Here is a 15283-nt window from a genome sequence, read left to right as displayed (position 1 = left end):
TGCGTAGTGCACGATGGTCTCCTCAGCCCTTCTTCACGGCGGCGGCGCCACCGTGCACGTTCTCGGGCTTGTTGGTCACGGTGCCGCCCGCGATGCGCGCGCAGGTGCCCTTCGCGACGTAGATCCAGGCTTCGGGGTCGCGGTCTGACGTCGAAGTACCGGCGCACGAACTCTTGCTCGTGCCGCAGTCGTTGCTGCCGGCCTTGACGATGCCGGCGCATTTTTCGGTCTCGACCTTTTGCGCGAAGGCGCCGGTGCTGGCCGCGCCGAGGCCCAGTGCGAGCAGGCCGGCGATGGCACCCTGAACCAGTTGATGACTTGCGTTCATTTGAAACTCCTTTGGGCGTTGAGTTGAATGGCTGGCGGAGTGGCTCGTTGCTGCGTTGCATCGAGGATTACTCCGGACTCAAGTCTGGCCGCATGGCCTCACGAGGTCATCAATGAAAGTTCACGATTTCGTCACATCCCGGAAGCCCAGTCATGTCGCGTAACGCGGGACACCACGGCCCGAACTATCCAACGAGTCCAACCCGTCACCCGCGCGATCGGTCATGCGGCACGACGCAACCCTGAGGAGTGAAGTCATTGCAGATCGATGAAGGCAAGCTGGATGCCCTGATGGGCAGGATGGTCACGGAGTTCGGCGCGCTCGCCAGCGCGCCGCTGGTCATCCTCGGAGACCGCCTGGGTTTGTACAAGGCGATGGCCGGCGCCGGGCCGATGACGATGGACGAGTTCAGCGAACGCACGCACCTGCGCTTGCGCTACGCGCAGGAGTGGCTCAGCGCGCAGGCGGCAAGCAGCTTCGTCGACTATGCCCCCGAGGCGCAGACCTACGCGCTGTCGCCCGAGGCCGCACTGGTGCTAGCGGACGACAGCAGTCCTGCCTTCATGGGCGGTGGGTTCGAATGCCTGATGTCGATGTTCCTCGACATCGACAAGGTACAGAGGGCCTTTCGCGATGGCACCGGCCTCGCCTGGCACGAGCATCACCCGAGCCTGTTCTCAGGCACGGAGCGCCTCTTCAGGGCCGGCTACAACGCGAACCTGGCGCCGAGCTGGATTGCGACCCTGGACGGCATGAGCGGCTGCACGCAGGTGCCCGCGTGGCCGACGTCGGCTGCGGCTTCGGCGCATCGACGATCGTTCTGGCCGAGGCCACCCGGCTTCCACCTTCGTCGGCTACGACTATCACGAGCCTCCGATCAACGCTGCGCGCGAGCGCGCTGCCGCCGCGGGCGCACGAAGCGCGGCTGCAACGCATCGCGGTCGACGAAGGCCCGTACTTCCTCGCCTTCGACCACCATGTTCTGGTAGTGCGCGCTGATGCATCCGGCAGCGGCCCGCAAAGGGTGGGTGCTTGGGTGAAGGCTTCGGTCATCGGGCGGGCCCTGGCTGGGGGTCGGCGATTCTAGGACGCCGAATCCCGCAGCCAAAGTCGCCCGCGGGACCGCGCCGGTCAGTTCTTGGCAGCGCGCGCTGCGTTCCGCAGGTCCCGAATCTGGTCGTGGTTGCGCTGCGCGCCCGCCGCCTGGCGTTCGACCAGACTGCGCACGTCGGGCGGCAGGTTCTGCTTCAGCGCCTTGCGATAGCGCGCGATGGCCGTATCTTCGCCGCGTTCGCAGGACTCGAGGATCGACAACTCGCTGTTGGCGCCGAGCGATCCCTTCACGTGGACCCAGCCGCGGTGCAAGGCACCCGCGGCGGTGCCGCCATCGGCCGGCTTGCCGCCGTAGGCCGCGATCATTTGCAGCAATTCAGCCTCGGCTTGGCGGCAACCCTCGGCGCGGCTTGCGAACAGTTGTTTCGCGGCCGGGGATTCGACCTCCTCGGCGCAGGCCAGGAATCCGTAGCCGCCATCCCGCGTGTTTTCCAGGAGATCGTTGAGGACATCGACGACCTCCTCGTGGGCCAGGGGTTCGCCGCGGGAATCGCGGCGGTCGAGCAATTCATTGTCGAGTGCCATGGTGTCAGTCCTTTCAAGAGCCTTCAGGCGGAGAAGGCCGGTTGAGAACTCGAGGAGACCTCCCCGAGACATGGGCTCACCATCGCCGCGATGCCGGGCCCGGGCCGTCAGCCGCGGGGCACGCCGCGTGTAGAGCCTTCCCCTACAGCGTCTTGGTCAGGACCAGGATGAAGCGGGTCGCGTTGGGCGAGTAGTTGGTCTGGCCGATCGGACCGATCGGCGACGGGATGCCCGGGCTGACGACCGCATTGAAGGCGCTCTGCTCGTTGCCGCCCTGGACGTAGCCGCCGAGCGACAGCCCGCTGCCGAAGTCGTAGGCGGCGCCGACGTTGAAGTCGACGTAGTCCTTGTAGCCAAGGCTCCGGATGTCGCTGCTGAAGAAGGTGTAGCCGACGGCCGCCTTCAGCGTCACCTTGGGAATGATCTCCTTGGTGTAGGCGAGGTTCAGGTAGCCGGTGTGGGTGCCGTCCAGGCCCGAGCCGCCCTGGTTGCCGGCGTAGTTGAAGTAGTCCTTGGACACGGTCCAGGAGTACTTGGCCGTGAAGGCGCCGAAGGACTCGTTGGCCCAGGTGCCGGCGCCGTAGATCTCGGTGGTGTTGCCGGCGGTGTTGCCGGGGTAGACATAGGTCAGCACACCGACGTCCCAGTCGATCGGGCCGCCCTTGAATTTGTAGCCACCGTAGAAGTCCATCTCGATGGAGTTGCCCTTGAGCCAGTTGACGCTGGAGTTCCAGTTGCCGATATAGAAGCCGCTGTCGCCGAAGGCGTAGTCGAGGCCGCCCTGGATCGCCGGCTTGAAGTAGCTGTTGTTGGCGAAGTCGTCCTTGCCGAGCATGTCCTGGTCCTGGCCACGGAACTTGTAGTTGGTCGTCAGCGCGAGGTTGCCCGCGAGCTGGGCGCTCGCGAGCATCGGCAGGGTCGTCAGGGCGGCGATCGAGAGGGTTCTGGCTATCACGTGGTGCATGGATCGAAGAGCGAAATGAAGAAGCGTCGAGCCTACGGTCGCGTGCGTAAACACCGCGTAAAGAACGAGGCACTCCGTGTAAGGAATCCATCGGGAAAATCCGGGTGTCTCAAACACGACGAACCGGCGGCGCCGCCTCGAAAGAAGGAGTACAAATACGTCGGGGGAAGAGGAAATTGCAGACGCCTCTTCAGCGCAGGGACCCGTAAAAGGAGGGCAGTCATGGCCAGACATCTAGCGGTCGGGGACTCATCCGGGCCGCTCGCGATCGCGAGCGCCAGCTACTACAACCCGACCGGCGTGCTGCTGGCGCCCGGCGAGACCTACGAGATCGCCGCCGACGACAGCCGATGGGTCGACTGGCACCAGGCGTCCAGCGCCGACGGCCGGATCGAGCCCAGCCTGATCCAGTCGATGGCGCATTGGGCGCTGCGCTGCAAGGAGGGCCGCTGGTTCCAGCTGATCGGGGCCGTCGGGCGCTCCGACGCCTGCATGTTCCCGATCGGCATGCATGCCGCCTGGACCTACACCGGGCAGAGCGGCGACGCCGATCCCGAGCTGTGCCTGTTCGCGAACGACGCCTGGTTCGCCTACCTCAACAACCACGGCTCGGTGAAGGTGACGATCAAGCGCGTCGGCTGAGGCGTTTCAGGTTGCCGGTCGGAAGCCCGGCAGCGAGTGCATCCGCCCCTTGAGCGCATCGATGAAGGCCGTCACCCTGGCGGGCCGGTAGAGGCCCGGCGGCAGCGCGACGTGGATCCCGATCGGTTCCAGCCACCAGTGCGGCAGCACGCGCTGCACCCGGCCGGCCTTCAGGTCGTCCTGGCACATCCAGGGCGCGGCGGCACCGATGCCGGCGCCGTTCAGGATCGCCCGGTAGCTCGACAGCAGGCTGTCGGTCTTGATGGGCGTGTCGAGGGCGACCATGCGCGGGCGACCCGAGCGGTCGAGCAGCCGCACATTGCCCTGCACATACGGCACCAGCCCGACGCAGGGCAGTGATGGCAGCCGCGCGATCGTGACCGGCCCGAGCCGCTTCAGCAACTCCGGGGTGGCGAGCAGGATGCGTTCCATCGCGCCCAGCTTGCGACTCACCAGGTCGGGGTCGCGAACCTCGCCGACGCAGATCCAGCACTCGGCGCCCGAGGCCACCAGGTCGATCACCCGGTCGGTCAGGGTCAGCTCGACCCGCAGCGCGGGGTGCGCCGCGCGCAGGTCGGTCACGGCGTCGGTCAGGAAACCGTTGCCGTAGCCCGAGGGACCGATCACGCGCAGCATGCCCTCGGGCCGGCTCTGGCCGCCCGACAGCCGATGCGACAGACTCGACCAGCGGTCGCCGAGATCGCGCGCCTCGGCCAGCAACGAACGGCCCTCGTCGGTGAGCGAGAAACTGGCCGTGGTTCGCAGGGCCAGCTTGCAGCCCAGCATGCGCTCGAGTTCGAGCAGGCGGCGACTGACCGTCGGCTGTGAGGTGCCGAGCAGGCGCGCCGCCTTGCTGAGGGATCCGCTTTCGCCGATCTTGATGAAGGTGTCGAGCAGGTCGAGCCGGTCATGGGTGTGCTTCATACGCCATACGTATAGCACTTCATCACTCCATGCGTCTTCTCGAAGTCCGACGGGCTCCGTATCGTCGCAGCATGAGCACAACGAATCCGATCGAACGCCGCGTCGGCGATACGCCGAAGGGCGGCTCCGTCCTTGGCTTCTACGCGCCGCGGGGCACGCCGCGGCCGCCGCGCATCGCCCGCGGAGAGGGCATCTTCCTGTGGGATTCCGATGGCAGGCGCTACCTGGACGCCACTGCCGGCGCCGTGGTCGCCAACATCGGCCATGGGAATCCGCGCGTGCTGGCGGCCATGGCGGAACAGGCCGGTCGCGTGACCTTCGCCTATCCGCGCTTTTTCGAGAGCGAGCACAGCATCGCGCTGTCGGACAAGGTCTGCACCTTGGCGGGCGAGGGCTTCGACCGCGCGTTCTTCGTTTCGGGCGGGTCGGAGGCGAACGAATCGGCGTTGAAGCTGGCGCGCCAGTACGCGGTCGTCGGCGGGCAGGCCCGGCGCTTCAAGGTGATCTCCCGCGAGCCCAGCTACCACGGCGCGACGCTGGGTGCGCTGGCGGTCACCGGCGACGCCCACACACTCGGCCTCTACGGGCCGATGGTGCGCGAGATGCCGAAGGTGCCGGCGCCCCTGAGCTACCGGCTGCCCGAAGGCCATACGGCCGACACCCACGCGATGGCCTGCGCCGATGCGCTCGAGGAGACGATCGTGCGCGAAGGCCCCGACAGCGTGCTGGCCTTCATCCTCGAGCCGGTCGGCGGACTGTCGAGCGGCGCGGTGGTGTCGCCAGCGGCCTACTATCGACGGGTGCGCGAGATCTGCGACCGCCACGGCGTGCTGCTGATCTACGACGAGATCATGAGCGGCGCCGGTCGGACCGGCGCCTTCCTGGCCGCGCATCACTTCGCCGATGCGCGGCCCGACATCGTCACGCTCGCCAAGGGCCTGGCGGCGGGCTACACGCCGCTCGGGGCGATGCTGGTGCCGAACCGCATCGTCGATGCGGTCGCCGGCGCCGGCGGCTTCGTGCACGGCCACACCTACTTCACCAATCCGCTTTCGTGCGCGGTGGCCGATGCGGTGCTCGACGAGGTGGTGCGCCAGGACCTGGTGGCCCAGGCGCGGATTCGCGGCGAGCAACTCATGGGGCGGCTGCGGGCGCTGGCCGAGCGCTCACCGATCGTCGGCGACGTGCGCGGCAAGGGACTGCTCACGGCGATCGAGATCGTCGCCGACAATGAAAGCAAGCGACAGCTGCCGGCAGGCTTCAACGCGCCGGCGCGGCTCACCGAGCACGGGCTGCGGCGCGGCATCGCGCTGTACAACCGCCGCGCCAACCTCGGCGCCTACGGCGACATGCAACTGGTGACGCCGCCGCTGACCATCAGCGAGGCCGAGGTCGACCTGCTGGCCGACATGCTCGAGGCTGCGCTGCGCGACCTCGCCGACGAGATCGCCGTCCGCCAACCGGCCTGAACGTCATTTCCCACTCCCCGCCCAAAGGTTCCCGATGAAACTGCCCGCACTCCTGAAGATCGCGCTCGCCAGCGCCTCGCTCTGCATCGCCGCGGCCGCGCCGGCCCAGGTCCCGACCCAGAAGGGGCCGCTGAAGCTGATCGTCGGCTATCCGGCCGGCGGCTCGGCCGACGTGCAGGCGCGCACGCTGGCCGACAAGCTCGCGGCCGAGCTCGGCGTGGCCGTGGTGGTGGACAACCGCACCGGCGCCGGCGGCCAGATCGCGGCCGACTACGTGCGCGCCGCCGCACCGGACGGGCTCACGGTGCTGCTCGCCAACATGCACATGATGGTGATGCTGCCACTGACCTCGAAGTCGGTGCGCTACGACCCGCTGAAGGACTTCAAGGCGGTGGGCCGCATCGCCAGCTTCTACGAGGGCATCGCGGTGCCCGCCGACCTGCCCGCCGCCAACGTCCGCCAGTGGCTCGACATCGCGCGCAAGGACCCCGGCAAGGCCACCTATGGCGTGCCGGCGCCGGGCAGCGTGGCGCAGTTCATGGGTTACCGGCTGGGTGCCGACGCCAAGGTTGCGCTGGTTGCGGCGCCCTACCGCGGTGCCGCACCGCTGGTGCAGGACCTGCTCGGCAACCAGGTCGCCGCCGGCATCACGCCCATCGCCGACCTGGTGGCCTACCAGCAGAGCGGCAAGCTCAAGGTGCTGGCGGTCAACGGTGCCAGGCGCGCCCAGTTGCTGCCCGACGTGCCGACGCTCAAGGAACTGGGGCAGCCCCACTTCGACAACCTCGAATGGACCGGTCTGTTCGTTCCGGCCGGCACGTCGAAGGCGACGGTGGAGCAGCTGCATGCGGCGCTCAACAAGGTGCTGGGCCACAAGGACGTGCAGGAGCGCCTGATCAAGCTCAGCAGCGAGCCGAGCCCGAGCACGCCCGAGGAGCTTGCCGGCCTGATCGCCGATGACCTGCAGCGCTGGGGCCCGGTGATCAAGGCTTCGGGCTTCACTTCCGAATAGGCGGCGCTGCAGGATTGACATGCCCACCGACGCCACGCCGATCCCCGCCCATCGACCGCTGCACCTGCCGGGCGTGCACGGCTATGCGGACTGCAAGAGCCTGCATGCGGGCGAGTCGCTGAATTTCTACGTCAGCAGCGACCGACCGTACCGGATGAGCATCTGCCGGCTTGGGCACGACGTCGAACGGCGCAGCGACGACTTGGCAGTGCACCGTTTCGAGCCGGCACCGGCGCGCGTGCAGGCCATCCACCCGGGCTCCTACGTGCATGTGGCCAAGGGGCTCGCCGCCGACATCCCGCTGCGCGGCCTGAGCATCGAATGCTGGGTCAAGCCCTGGACCGTCGAGACCCGGCAGACGCTGATCAGCCAGTTCGATCATCCGGCGCGCTGCGGCTTCGGCCTGTTCATCGAGCCGGGCGGCGCGCTGGGCCTGTACCTGGGCGACGGCGATGTGTTTCGCGCCGAGGCGCAGCAGGCCCATGGCCGGTTGGCGGCGCGGCGCTGGCAGCACGTGGCGGCGACCTGGGACGGCCGGACCGCGCGCCTGTGGATCGACGGCCGCGAGGTCGGCGGCTGGCCCGCTGCCGCCGAGTTGCGTCCGGGTCCGGCGCCATTGCGGCTCGGTGCCAGCGGCATCGAAGGGCAGGCGAGCGTGTTTCTCGAAGCCGACCTCGCGATGCCCGTGATCCACGCTGTCGCGCTGTCGGCGGACGAAGTCCGCGCGCGCATGGCGCTGCGCGGGCTGCAGGCCGCGACCGGACGCATGGTGCTGGCATGCTGGCCATTGCGCGAAGAGCGCGGCGACCGCGTGGCCGACTGCAGCGGCCACCAGCGCACCGGCCGCATCGTCAACCATGCCACCTGGATGATCGTCGGGCCGGCCTTCGAAGCCTCGAAGGTGCCGGAACACGCGAACGACGGCTACGACCCGCTGGCCGATCCGACGCGCGGCCATGGCCTGCGCTTCGCGGGCGACGACCTGTACGACTGCCGCTGGGACGCCACCCAGCGCTGGACCGTGCCGCCCGACGCCCGCCCCGGCATCTACGTCGGCCGGCTGCGTTTCGAACTCGACGGCCGCGAGGCCGACTACGACATCACGTTCATCGTGAAGCGGGCACGGCACGCGGCGCCGGCGCCGGTGCTGGTGCTGTGTGCCGTGAACAGCTGGATCGCCTATGCCGCCACCCCGTTCGCGAAGAACGTGGTCGACGACCCGGTGTGGCCGAGGCGCTCGGCCGGCCTGGAGAACTGCCATCCGGAGGCGCCCGCGTACAACAGCTATACCTTCCACCGGGCCGGCCAGCCCTGCTATCAGGTCGGCCTGCGCATGCCCTGGCCCAATGCGAGCCCGAATGCGCTGTACGACCCCGCGGACAGCGGCTTCAGCCAGTGGACCCGGCTGGAGCGCAAGCTGCACGTGTGGCTGGAGCAGCAGGGCTACGACTGGGACATTGCCAGCGACATCGACCTGCATCGCGACCCGGCGATGCTGTCGCGGCACCGGACCGTGATCGTCAACGGCCACAGCGAATACTGGTCGCTGCCGGCGGTGGACGGCCTCGACGACTACCTGCGCCGCGGCGGCAATGCGATCGTGCTCTCGGGCAACAGCATGTACCTGCGCGTGAGCTACGACGAGGACATCACGGTCATGGAGCAGCGCAAGGTCAATGGCCCGGACCATGACGAGTCGGTGCCCTCGGTCGGCCCGCCGGCCGGCCCGTTCGGGGAGCAGTACCACAGCCAGGACTGGGCCCGCGGCGGGCGGCTCAAGTCATCGGGCCGTCCTGCGGCGGAGGTCATCGGGCTCGAGACCGCGGGCTGGGCCTTTGCCGACGCGGGCGACTTCGGCGTCTACCACGTGCATGCGCCCGACCATTTCCTGTTCAAGGGGCCGCAGCCGCTGGGGCTGGCGAAGGGCGACACCTTCGGCCACGGGGCCGGCGGCGCACTCCCGCGCGCCATCGGCCATGAATGGGACCTGAGCGTTGCCACGCTCGCGCGCATGACGCACAGGATTCCGGCCGGCGCGTCGCTGCCCGAACCGCCGGGCGGGATGACCGTGATCGCGCAGGGCATCCGGGAGCGGCCCGGCGCCCTCGATGCCTACCTCGACTACTTCTCGAACCTCACCGAGTCGCTCGGCGGCCTGTCGGCCGAGATGATCTACTGGGAGCGACCGCAGGGCGGACGGGTGTTCCATGCCGGCGCGGTGGGTTCGGCCTGGGTCGTCGGCAGCGACCCGGCTTTCGGCAGGCTCCTGCACAACGTCCTGCATGATTTCGGCGTGCGGCCCGGCGAAGGCTGATCGATAGAATCCAGCCGGTTTCTTTCCATTCACCGGACCGGAGGATTCGACTATGGGCGTGCGCCACAGGGGCCGATTGCTTGCGGTAACCGTCGCGGTACTGGCCGTGGCTTCGGCGCAGGCGAGGCCGTTGAACCTGTTCAACGCGATGCGCGACACGCCGATCACCCGATTCAGCAGCGCCGATGTCGACCTCATGACGCAGACGGTCCAGCGGGCGCTCGACAGCGGCCCGGACGGGGTGGCGGTCACGTGGGAGAACCCCCGCGGCACCAGCGGCGGCAGCGTCACACCGGGCAAGGACCCGCAGGACAGGGCGAATTGCCGGACGGCGCGCATCGAGAACCGCCACCGCAGCCTGCAAAACGCCGGCAGCTACCTGTTCTGCAGAAGCAAGGGCCAGCCCAAGGGGGCCTGGCAGGTGATCGAACTCCTGCCTCGTTGAACCATGGGGCGGCTGGCGGGGCATTCGACCTAGGCGCATACTGATGCGGCTTGGCGCCATGGCCGCCATGGCGCGCTTCGACCCGTCCGAGGATTCACATGCCGCTCTTCATCATCGAACGCAATTTCGCCGAGCAGCTCGAAATCGACAGTGATGGCGTGATCGCCATCACGAGGATCAATGGCGACGTCGGCGTCAACTGGCTGTTCTCGTTCCTGAGCGCCGACAAGCGCAAGACCTACTGCCTCTACGAAGCCAAGGATCCCGAGGCGATCCGCGAGGCCGCGCGGCGGGCCAACGTGCCGGCCGACGTGATCGTCGAGGTCTCGCAGGCCTACGGCGCGGCCATCGGCGGGCTGCGGGCGCAGGCATCGGCAGGCGCCACCGGCTGATAGTCAATCCCGGCCGCTGGCCGATGGTCAGGTCTGACTATTTGCGTCCGGCCCGGCGGAGCCTACAACCGGGGCCGTGGTTCACGTTCTTCCGGACGTGCCACCCACCGGAGATCCGACATGCTGAACCAAGAGCAACTGACCCAGTTTTCCGCCTCGCTGCGCGGGCGCATCGTGCAGCCCGGAGACGCCGACTACGATGCCTCGCGCCGCGTCTACAACGCGATGATCGATCGCCGTCCGCGCCTGATCGTCCATTGCCGCGACGTCGCCGACGTGATGCACAGCGTCGACTTCGCCCGCGAGCAGTCGCTGCTGCTGGCGGTGCGCGGGGGTGGCCACAACGGGGGCGGCCTGGGCACCTGCGACGACGGGCTGGTGATCGACCTGTCGGGGCTGAACGGCATCCGCGTCGATCCCGCGGCCCGCACCGTGCGGGTCGAGGGCGGCTGCACCTGGGCCGATGTGGATCACGCCACGCACGCCTTCGGCATGGCCACGCCCTGCGGCATCATCGGCACCACCGGCGTGGGCGGCCTGACGCTCGGCGGCGGCCTCGGCCACCTGACGCGCCGCTGCGGCCTGTCGGTCGACAACCTGCTCGAAGCCGACGTGGTGCTGGCCGACGGCACGCTGGTCACCGCCAGTGCCGAGCAGCATCCCGAGCTCTATTGGGCGCTGCGCGGCGGCGGCGGCAACTTCGGCGTCGTGACCTCCTTCCTGTTCCGGCTGCACCCGATCGACACGGTGGTCGCCGGGCCGACCTTCTGGGCGCTGGAGCAGGCCGGCGACGTGATGCGCTGGTACCGCGATTTCATCCTCGCGGCGCCGGAGACCCTGAACGGCTTCTTCGCCTACCTGACCGTGCCGCCGGTCGATCCCTTCCCGGCCGCGCTGCAAGGCCGGAAGGTGTGCGGCGTCGTCTGGTGCTACACGGGCGAGCTGGCGGAGGCCGATGCCGTCTTCAAGCCGGTCGCCGAATTCGGGCCGCCGCTGATGCATGGCGTCCAGCCGATGCCGTTCCCGGCGCTGCAGGGGGCCTTCGACGCCTTGTTCCCGCCCGGCGACCAATGGTATTGGCGGGCCGACTTCGTCAATCAGCTGAGCGACGCGGCGATCGCCGAGCACCTGCGCTTCGGCCCCGAGATGCCGACCCCGCAGTCGACCATGCACCTCTATCCGATCGACGGTGCGGCGCATCGGCCGAAGGCCTCCGACACGCCGTTCGCCTACCGCGATGCGAACTGGGCCGAGGTCATCGTCGGGGTGAGCCCGGACCCGAAGGATGCCGCCCGCATCACGGCCTGGACCAAGGACTACTGGAACGCCCTGCATCCGCATTCGGCAGGCGGCGCCTACGTCAACATGATGATGGACGAAGGCGACGAGCGGATCCGCGCCTCGTACCGCGACAACTACCCGCGGCTGGTGGCCGCCAAGCGCCGGTACGACCCGAAGAACCTGTTCCGGGTCAACCAGAACATCCGCCCCGAGTAGGCTACGGCTTCAGCAGGCCCTCGCGGTTGGCGAAGGCCGCCGCCTCGGTCCGGTTGGCGGTGTAGGTCTTCTCGAGGATGCTGCGCACGTGGTTGGCCACGGTGTTTGGGCTGATCCCGAGCACCTGGCCGATCTCGCGGTTGTTGCGGCCCATCGCGATCAGGCGCAGCACGCCGACCTCGCGCTCGGTGAGCCCGCAGGGATGGCCGGCGGCCGGCGCGGCGACCGGTTCGTCCAGCGATCGCGCCAGCGCCTCGATACGCGGTGTCAGCGCGTTCATGCCCAGGGCCACGCTGTCGGCGAGCGCATCCGCGAGCAGGGCACGGGCCCGGGCCAGGTCGCCGGGCTCGGCCCGCCGATGCAGCATCAGCGCGTAGTCATGGCGGCTGTGGGCGAGCCAGACCCGCGAGCCGGTCTGGCGGTCCATCGACAGGGCCGCCTCGAAATGGATCTGCGCGAGGTCCCACTCCCCCATCACCGAGGCCAGGGCGCCGAGCAGCCGGTCGGTCGATCCCATGCAGGGACCACTGGAGTCGCCGAGCAGGTTGGCGCCCGCGTGGCCGCGCAGCTGGCCGTACATCAGCGCGGCATGCTCGGCGTGGCCCAGGTAGACGCAGAGCTCGGCCGCGAAGATGACCAGGGTCAGCGTGCCGCCATCGGTGGGCGGCCGCGACAGGCGGGTCCAGGGGAGGGTGTCGAACACGGCCTGGCACTCGTCGCGCATGCCGAGTTCGGCATACAGCAGCGCCAGGCCGGGCAGCCAGGTCTGCGCGGTCGGCGTTTCGCGCACGAACTGCTGCAGCATCGGCAGCGCTTCGCGCAGGCGCCCCTGTTCGCGCCGCAGGCAGAACATCTGCATGCCGAAGGCACCCACCGCCTTGTCCTCGGCGACCCGCCGGCCGACGTCCAGCGCCCGGGTCGCCCAGCGCTCGGCGTCCTCGAAGCGCCCTTCGTTGAGGGCGACCAGCACCTCGATGTGCCGGCAGAGCGACAGCCAGTAGTGGGCACGCCACTGCGCCGACAACCGCAGGCCCTGGTCGCGCACGCGGCCCAGCGTGGCGACGTCGCCGACCCGGATGAGGTCGCACAGGTAGAACGCCAGCAGGTTCGGGATGCGTTCCGGCATCGCCAGTTCTTCGGCGATCGCCCAGGCCTCGGCCGCCGCCGCGATGCGTTCGCCCAGCAACTCGGGCCAGTAGCCGGCCGCTGCGATCGCGGAGAGCGCCAGGTAGAGGCTGCGCATGTCGTCGATCTGCCGCGCCAGCGTGACCGCACGCCGGTGCGCCTCCTTGGCCTCGGCGGAGCGATCGCAATAGATGTAGGCCACGCACAGCCGGCTCAGTAATTCGACCCGCTCGGCATCGTTGCCCTGGTGCAGGGCGATGGCCTCCAGCAGGAGGGCCACGGCGGCTTCCCCCGATTGGCCGGCCTGCGTGCTGCTGCTGGAGAAGCCGATGGCGGCCCGTGCGAACTGGGCGCTCAAGCCGCATTGGCGCGCCAGTTCGGCGGCCTGCCGATAGGACGCGACCGCCGTTTCCGGCACGTCGCACCAGAGCTCGGCATCGCCGAGCGCCGCCATCACGTCGCAGCGCTGCACCAGGTCGTTGGGAAAATGGCGGTCCAGCAACTGCAGCGCCAGGCGGAGCAAGCGTGCCGCCTCCTCGAAGGCCAGCAGCCGCGCCGCATGGCCGGCCGCGCGCCGGGCATAGGCGAGGGCCTTGGTCGCCGCGCTGCCCGGGCCGGCCTCGCTGAAGTGATAGGCCAGCTGCGACCACACCATGCCGTCGTCGCTGCCGTGCTGCTGCTCCAGCGTCTCGCCGATGCGCAGGTGCAGGCGCGCGCGGCGCATGCCCAGCATCTCGTCGTAGAGCGCGTCGCGAATCAGGGCATGGCCGAAGCGGAACTGCTGCGTGTCCGGCACCGCTTCGATGATCTGCTCGCCCATGGCCTTTTCGAGCGCCTGCAGCAGCTCGTCCTCGGACTTGTCGGCTTCGAGCCGCGCCAGCAGGGGCAGGTCGAAGCTGCGCCCGATGCAGGCCGCGGTCGACAGCAGCCTCGCCGCCGGCGCCGACAGGCGGTTCAGCCGTCGGCCGATCACTTCGCGCACGCCGGTCGGGACCTTGGTCAGCAGCCGCGCATCGTCGATGGGTGCATGGCCTTCGTGCGGTGCCCGCGCCGAGATCATGTAGCGCAGCATTTCCTCGAGGAACAGGGGATGACCCTCGGTGCGGGCGTGCAGTGCATCCACCAGGTTGGCGCTGGCCGTGCCGCCGCTGGCGGCGATCGCGAACTCCGCGGTTTCGCGTGCGCTCAGGCCCTGCAGTTCGACGCGCTGGCACACCGGCGAGCGGGCGAGTTCGGCCAGGGTCTCGAACAGCGGATGCTGGCGCGACAGCTCGGTGTCCCGGTAGGTGCCGACCACCAGCATGGCGCAATCGTCCAGTTCGCCCGCCAGGAAGGAGAACAGCCGAAGCGAGGTGGCGTCGGCCCAGTGCAGGTCCTCGAAGATCAGCAGGACAGGCGCGCGCTGCGCCGCGCGGCGCCAGAACCCGGCGATCGCATCGAACAGCCGAAAGCGCGATTGCGCCGAATCGACGACCGAGGCGTCGCCCGGCGGGGTGGCGAATTGCTCGGCCACCTCGGGCGCGATGCTGGCGATGTCGGCCAGCCCGGCCCCGAAGGTCTGGGCCAGGGCGGGGTCGCCGCTGCCGCGCAGGTAGCTGCGGATCAGTTGCCGCCACGGCCAGTAGGGGGGCGCTCCGGCTTCCTCCAGACAGCGGCCCCAGAGCACCAGCGTGCCGCTGTCCTGGGCGTGCAGGGCCAGTTGCTGGGTCAGGCTGGTCTTGCCCATGCCGCTGGAGCCGGCCAACAGGACGATCCGGCCGAAACCCTTGCGAGCGCCCTGGAGCGCGCTCTTGAGCTGCGCCAGCTCGGCTCTCCGGCCCACGAACACCCCGGATGGCCGCGGGCTGGCGCGGGGCGGGGGAGCGGCCGCCGGTGCCTCCGAGTCGCGGCCCGGACGGACCACGAAGGCGTGGATCGGGCGCGCGATGTTCTTGAGCGGCTGTTCGCCCTTGTCGGCGAAGCTCGCATCGACCCGGCTGCCGACGGCGCCGCGCACCGCATCCGAGACGACGATGCCGCCGGGTTCGGCCAGCGCCTGGAGCCGGGCGGCGACGTTGACGCCGTCACCGTAGACCGTGCCGTCCTGCTTCTCGATGATGTCGCCCAGGTGGACTCCAATGCGAAACGGCATCCGCGGCTGGGAAGCGGCCTCAGTGGCGGCCTGCGCGAGGTCCTGCTGGATCGCGATCGCCGCGCTGACCGCGCCGGTGGCGGTTTCGAAGACGGCCAGGATGGAGTCGCCCGCCATGTCGATGACGCGGCCGTGGTTCGACTCGATCCGGGCCCTGAACAGCGCGCGCGCGGCGTCGAGCGCCGCCAGCGTGGCGTGCTCGTCGCCGGCCATCAGCCGCGAAAAGCCGGCGGCATCGGCGCAGAGGATGGCGATGAGTCGCTGCCTGACCGAGAAATCGTCCATGGCTTTGCGGCCTTCGTCGTTGCAAACGGGAACTGCGGTATTGAAGCACGTCGACCGGTCTTGCGGCGGGGATCCCCCGGCCCGGTCCTTGTGAGAAGATTTCCTGCCTCGCCATTG

13 protein-coding genes are annotated in these 15283 nt (G+C 69.2%); 8 read left to right on the top strand and 5 right to left on the bottom strand.

Features of this window, described 5'->3' with window-relative positions; genetic code table 11:
- Positions 1 to 22: 22 nt before the first annotated feature.
- On the bottom strand, positions 23 to 328 hold the full coding sequence (locus tag QZH52_RS18875; RefSeq protein ID WP_301811930.1) for a BufA1 family periplasmic bufferin-type metallophore: 306 nt from the start codon (positions 326 to 328) through the stop codon (positions 23 to 25).
- Between the two features lie 257 nt (positions 329 to 585).
- Here QZH52_RS18875 and QZH52_RS18870 point away from each other — a divergent pair, with 257 nt between their 5' ends.
- Positions 586 to 1317: a hypothetical protein gene (locus QZH52_RS18870; RefSeq protein WP_301811929.1), complete on the top strand. Its 732-nt coding sequence runs from the start codon at positions 586 to 588 to the stop codon at positions 1315 to 1317.
- A gap of 142 nt (positions 1318 to 1459) precedes the next feature.
- Here QZH52_RS18870 and QZH52_RS18865 read toward each other — a convergent pair whose 3' ends face one another.
- Positions 1460 to 1948, bottom strand: a complete 489-nt coding sequence (locus QZH52_RS18865) for a ferritin-like domain-containing protein (protein ID WP_301811927.1) — start codon at positions 1946 to 1948, stop codon at positions 1460 to 1462.
- 160 nt (positions 1949 to 2108) lie between these two features.
- Positions 2109 to 2930, bottom strand: coding sequence for a TorF family putative porin (locus QZH52_RS18860; RefSeq protein ID WP_301811925.1), 822 nt, complete (start codon positions 2928 to 2930; stop codon positions 2109 to 2111).
- Between the two features lie 222 nt (positions 2931 to 3152).
- On the opposite strand from QZH52_RS18860, the gene QZH52_RS18855 reads away from it, so the two are divergent.
- Positions 3153 to 3572, top strand: coding sequence for a hypothetical protein (locus QZH52_RS18855; RefSeq protein ID WP_301811923.1), 420 nt, complete (start codon positions 3153 to 3155; stop codon positions 3570 to 3572).
- A gap of 6 nt (positions 3573 to 3578) precedes the next feature.
- Here the strand turns inward: QZH52_RS18855 and QZH52_RS18850 are convergent, their stop codons facing one another.
- Positions 3579 to 4496 (bottom strand): LysR family transcriptional regulator, encoded by a 918-nt coding sequence (locus QZH52_RS18850; RefSeq protein WP_301811921.1) that lies wholly within the window; start codon positions 4494 to 4496, stop codon positions 3579 to 3581.
- A gap of 71 nt (positions 4497 to 4567) precedes the next feature.
- Between QZH52_RS18850 and QZH52_RS18845 the strand changes: the two genes are divergently transcribed.
- From QZH52_RS18845 to QZH52_RS18820, 6 genes are all read left to right on the top strand, one after another.
- Positions 4568 to 5965: an aminotransferase family protein gene (locus QZH52_RS18845; RefSeq protein WP_301811919.1), complete on the top strand. Its 1398-nt coding sequence runs from the start codon at positions 4568 to 4570 to the stop codon at positions 5963 to 5965.
- 34 nt (positions 5966 to 5999) lie between these two features.
- Positions 6000 to 6977 (top strand): tripartite tricarboxylate transporter substrate-binding protein, encoded by a 978-nt coding sequence (locus QZH52_RS18840; protein ID WP_301811917.1) that lies wholly within the window; start codon positions 6000 to 6002, stop codon positions 6975 to 6977.
- A gap of 19 nt (positions 6978 to 6996) precedes the next feature.
- Positions 6997 to 9291 carry a LamG domain-containing protein gene (locus tag QZH52_RS18835; protein WP_301811915.1) on the top strand — a complete coding sequence of 765 codons (2295 nt, stop codon included), beginning with the start codon at positions 6997 to 6999 and terminating at the stop codon, positions 9289 to 9291.
- 52 nt (positions 9292 to 9343) lie between these two features.
- Positions 9344 to 9736, top strand: a complete 393-nt coding sequence (locus tag QZH52_RS18830; RefSeq protein WP_301811914.1) for a hypothetical protein — start codon at positions 9344 to 9346, stop codon at positions 9734 to 9736.
- Between the two features lie 98 nt (positions 9737 to 9834).
- A complete protein-coding gene (locus QZH52_RS18825; protein WP_301811912.1) occupies positions 9835 to 10128 on the top strand; it encodes a DUF4242 domain-containing protein in 294 nt (97 codons plus the stop codon).
- A 120-nt stretch (positions 10129 to 10248) separates the two neighbouring features.
- Positions 10249 to 11625, top strand: coding sequence for an FAD-binding oxidoreductase (locus QZH52_RS18820; RefSeq protein WP_301811909.1), 1377 nt, complete (start codon positions 10249 to 10251; stop codon positions 11623 to 11625).
- A gap of 1 nt (position 11626) precedes the next feature.
- Here the strand turns inward: QZH52_RS18820 and QZH52_RS18815 are convergent, their stop codons facing one another.
- A complete protein-coding gene (locus QZH52_RS18815; protein WP_301811907.1) occupies positions 11627 to 15166 on the bottom strand; it encodes a helix-turn-helix transcriptional regulator in 3540 nt (1179 codons plus the stop codon).
- Positions 15167 to 15283: the final 117 nt, after the last annotated feature.

It is taken from the genome of Variovorax ginsengisoli (assembly GCF_030486595.1).
In the GTDB taxonomy this organism is placed as follows: domain Bacteria; phylum Pseudomonadota; class Gammaproteobacteria; order Burkholderiales; family Burkholderiaceae_C; genus Variovorax; species Variovorax ginsengisoli_B.
Note: the sequence above shows the minus strand (reverse complement) of the source record. Positions and strands in the feature narration are given on the sequence as shown.

Coding starts and splice junctions, on each gene's coding strand:
- QZH52_RS18875 (WP_301811930.1), bottom strand. CDS start 328: ATGAACGCAAGTCATCAACTGGTTCAGGGTGCCATCGCCGGCCTGCTC.
- QZH52_RS18840 (WP_301811917.1), top strand. CDS start 6,000: ATGAAACTGCCCGCACTCCTGAAGATCGCGCTCGCCAGCGCCTCGCTC.
- QZH52_RS18850 (WP_301811921.1), bottom strand. CDS start 4,496: ATGAAGCACACCCATGACCGGCTCGACCTGCTCGACACCTTCATCAAG.
- QZH52_RS18825 (WP_301811912.1), top strand. CDS start 9,835: ATGCCGCTCTTCATCATCGAACGCAATTTCGCCGAGCAGCTCGAAATC.
- QZH52_RS18855 (WP_301811923.1), top strand. CDS start 3,153: ATGGCCAGACATCTAGCGGTCGGGGACTCATCCGGGCCGCTCGCGATC.
- QZH52_RS18830 (WP_301811914.1), top strand. CDS start 9,344: ATGGGCGTGCGCCACAGGGGCCGATTGCTTGCGGTAACCGTCGCGGTA.
- QZH52_RS18820 (WP_301811909.1), top strand. CDS start 10,249: ATGCTGAACCAAGAGCAACTGACCCAGTTTTCCGCCTCGCTGCGCGGG.
- QZH52_RS18845 (WP_301811919.1), top strand. CDS start 4,568: ATGAGCACAACGAATCCGATCGAACGCCGCGTCGGCGATACGCCGAAG.
- QZH52_RS18860 (WP_301811925.1), bottom strand. CDS start 2,930: ATGCACCACGTGATAGCCAGAACCCTCTCGATCGCCGCCCTGACGACC.
- QZH52_RS18835 (WP_301811915.1), top strand. CDS start 6,997: ATGCCCACCGACGCCACGCCGATCCCCGCCCATCGACCGCTGCACCTG.
- QZH52_RS18815 (WP_301811907.1), bottom strand. CDS start 15,166: ATGGACGATTTCTCGGTCAGGCAGCGACTCATCGCCATCCTCTGCGCC.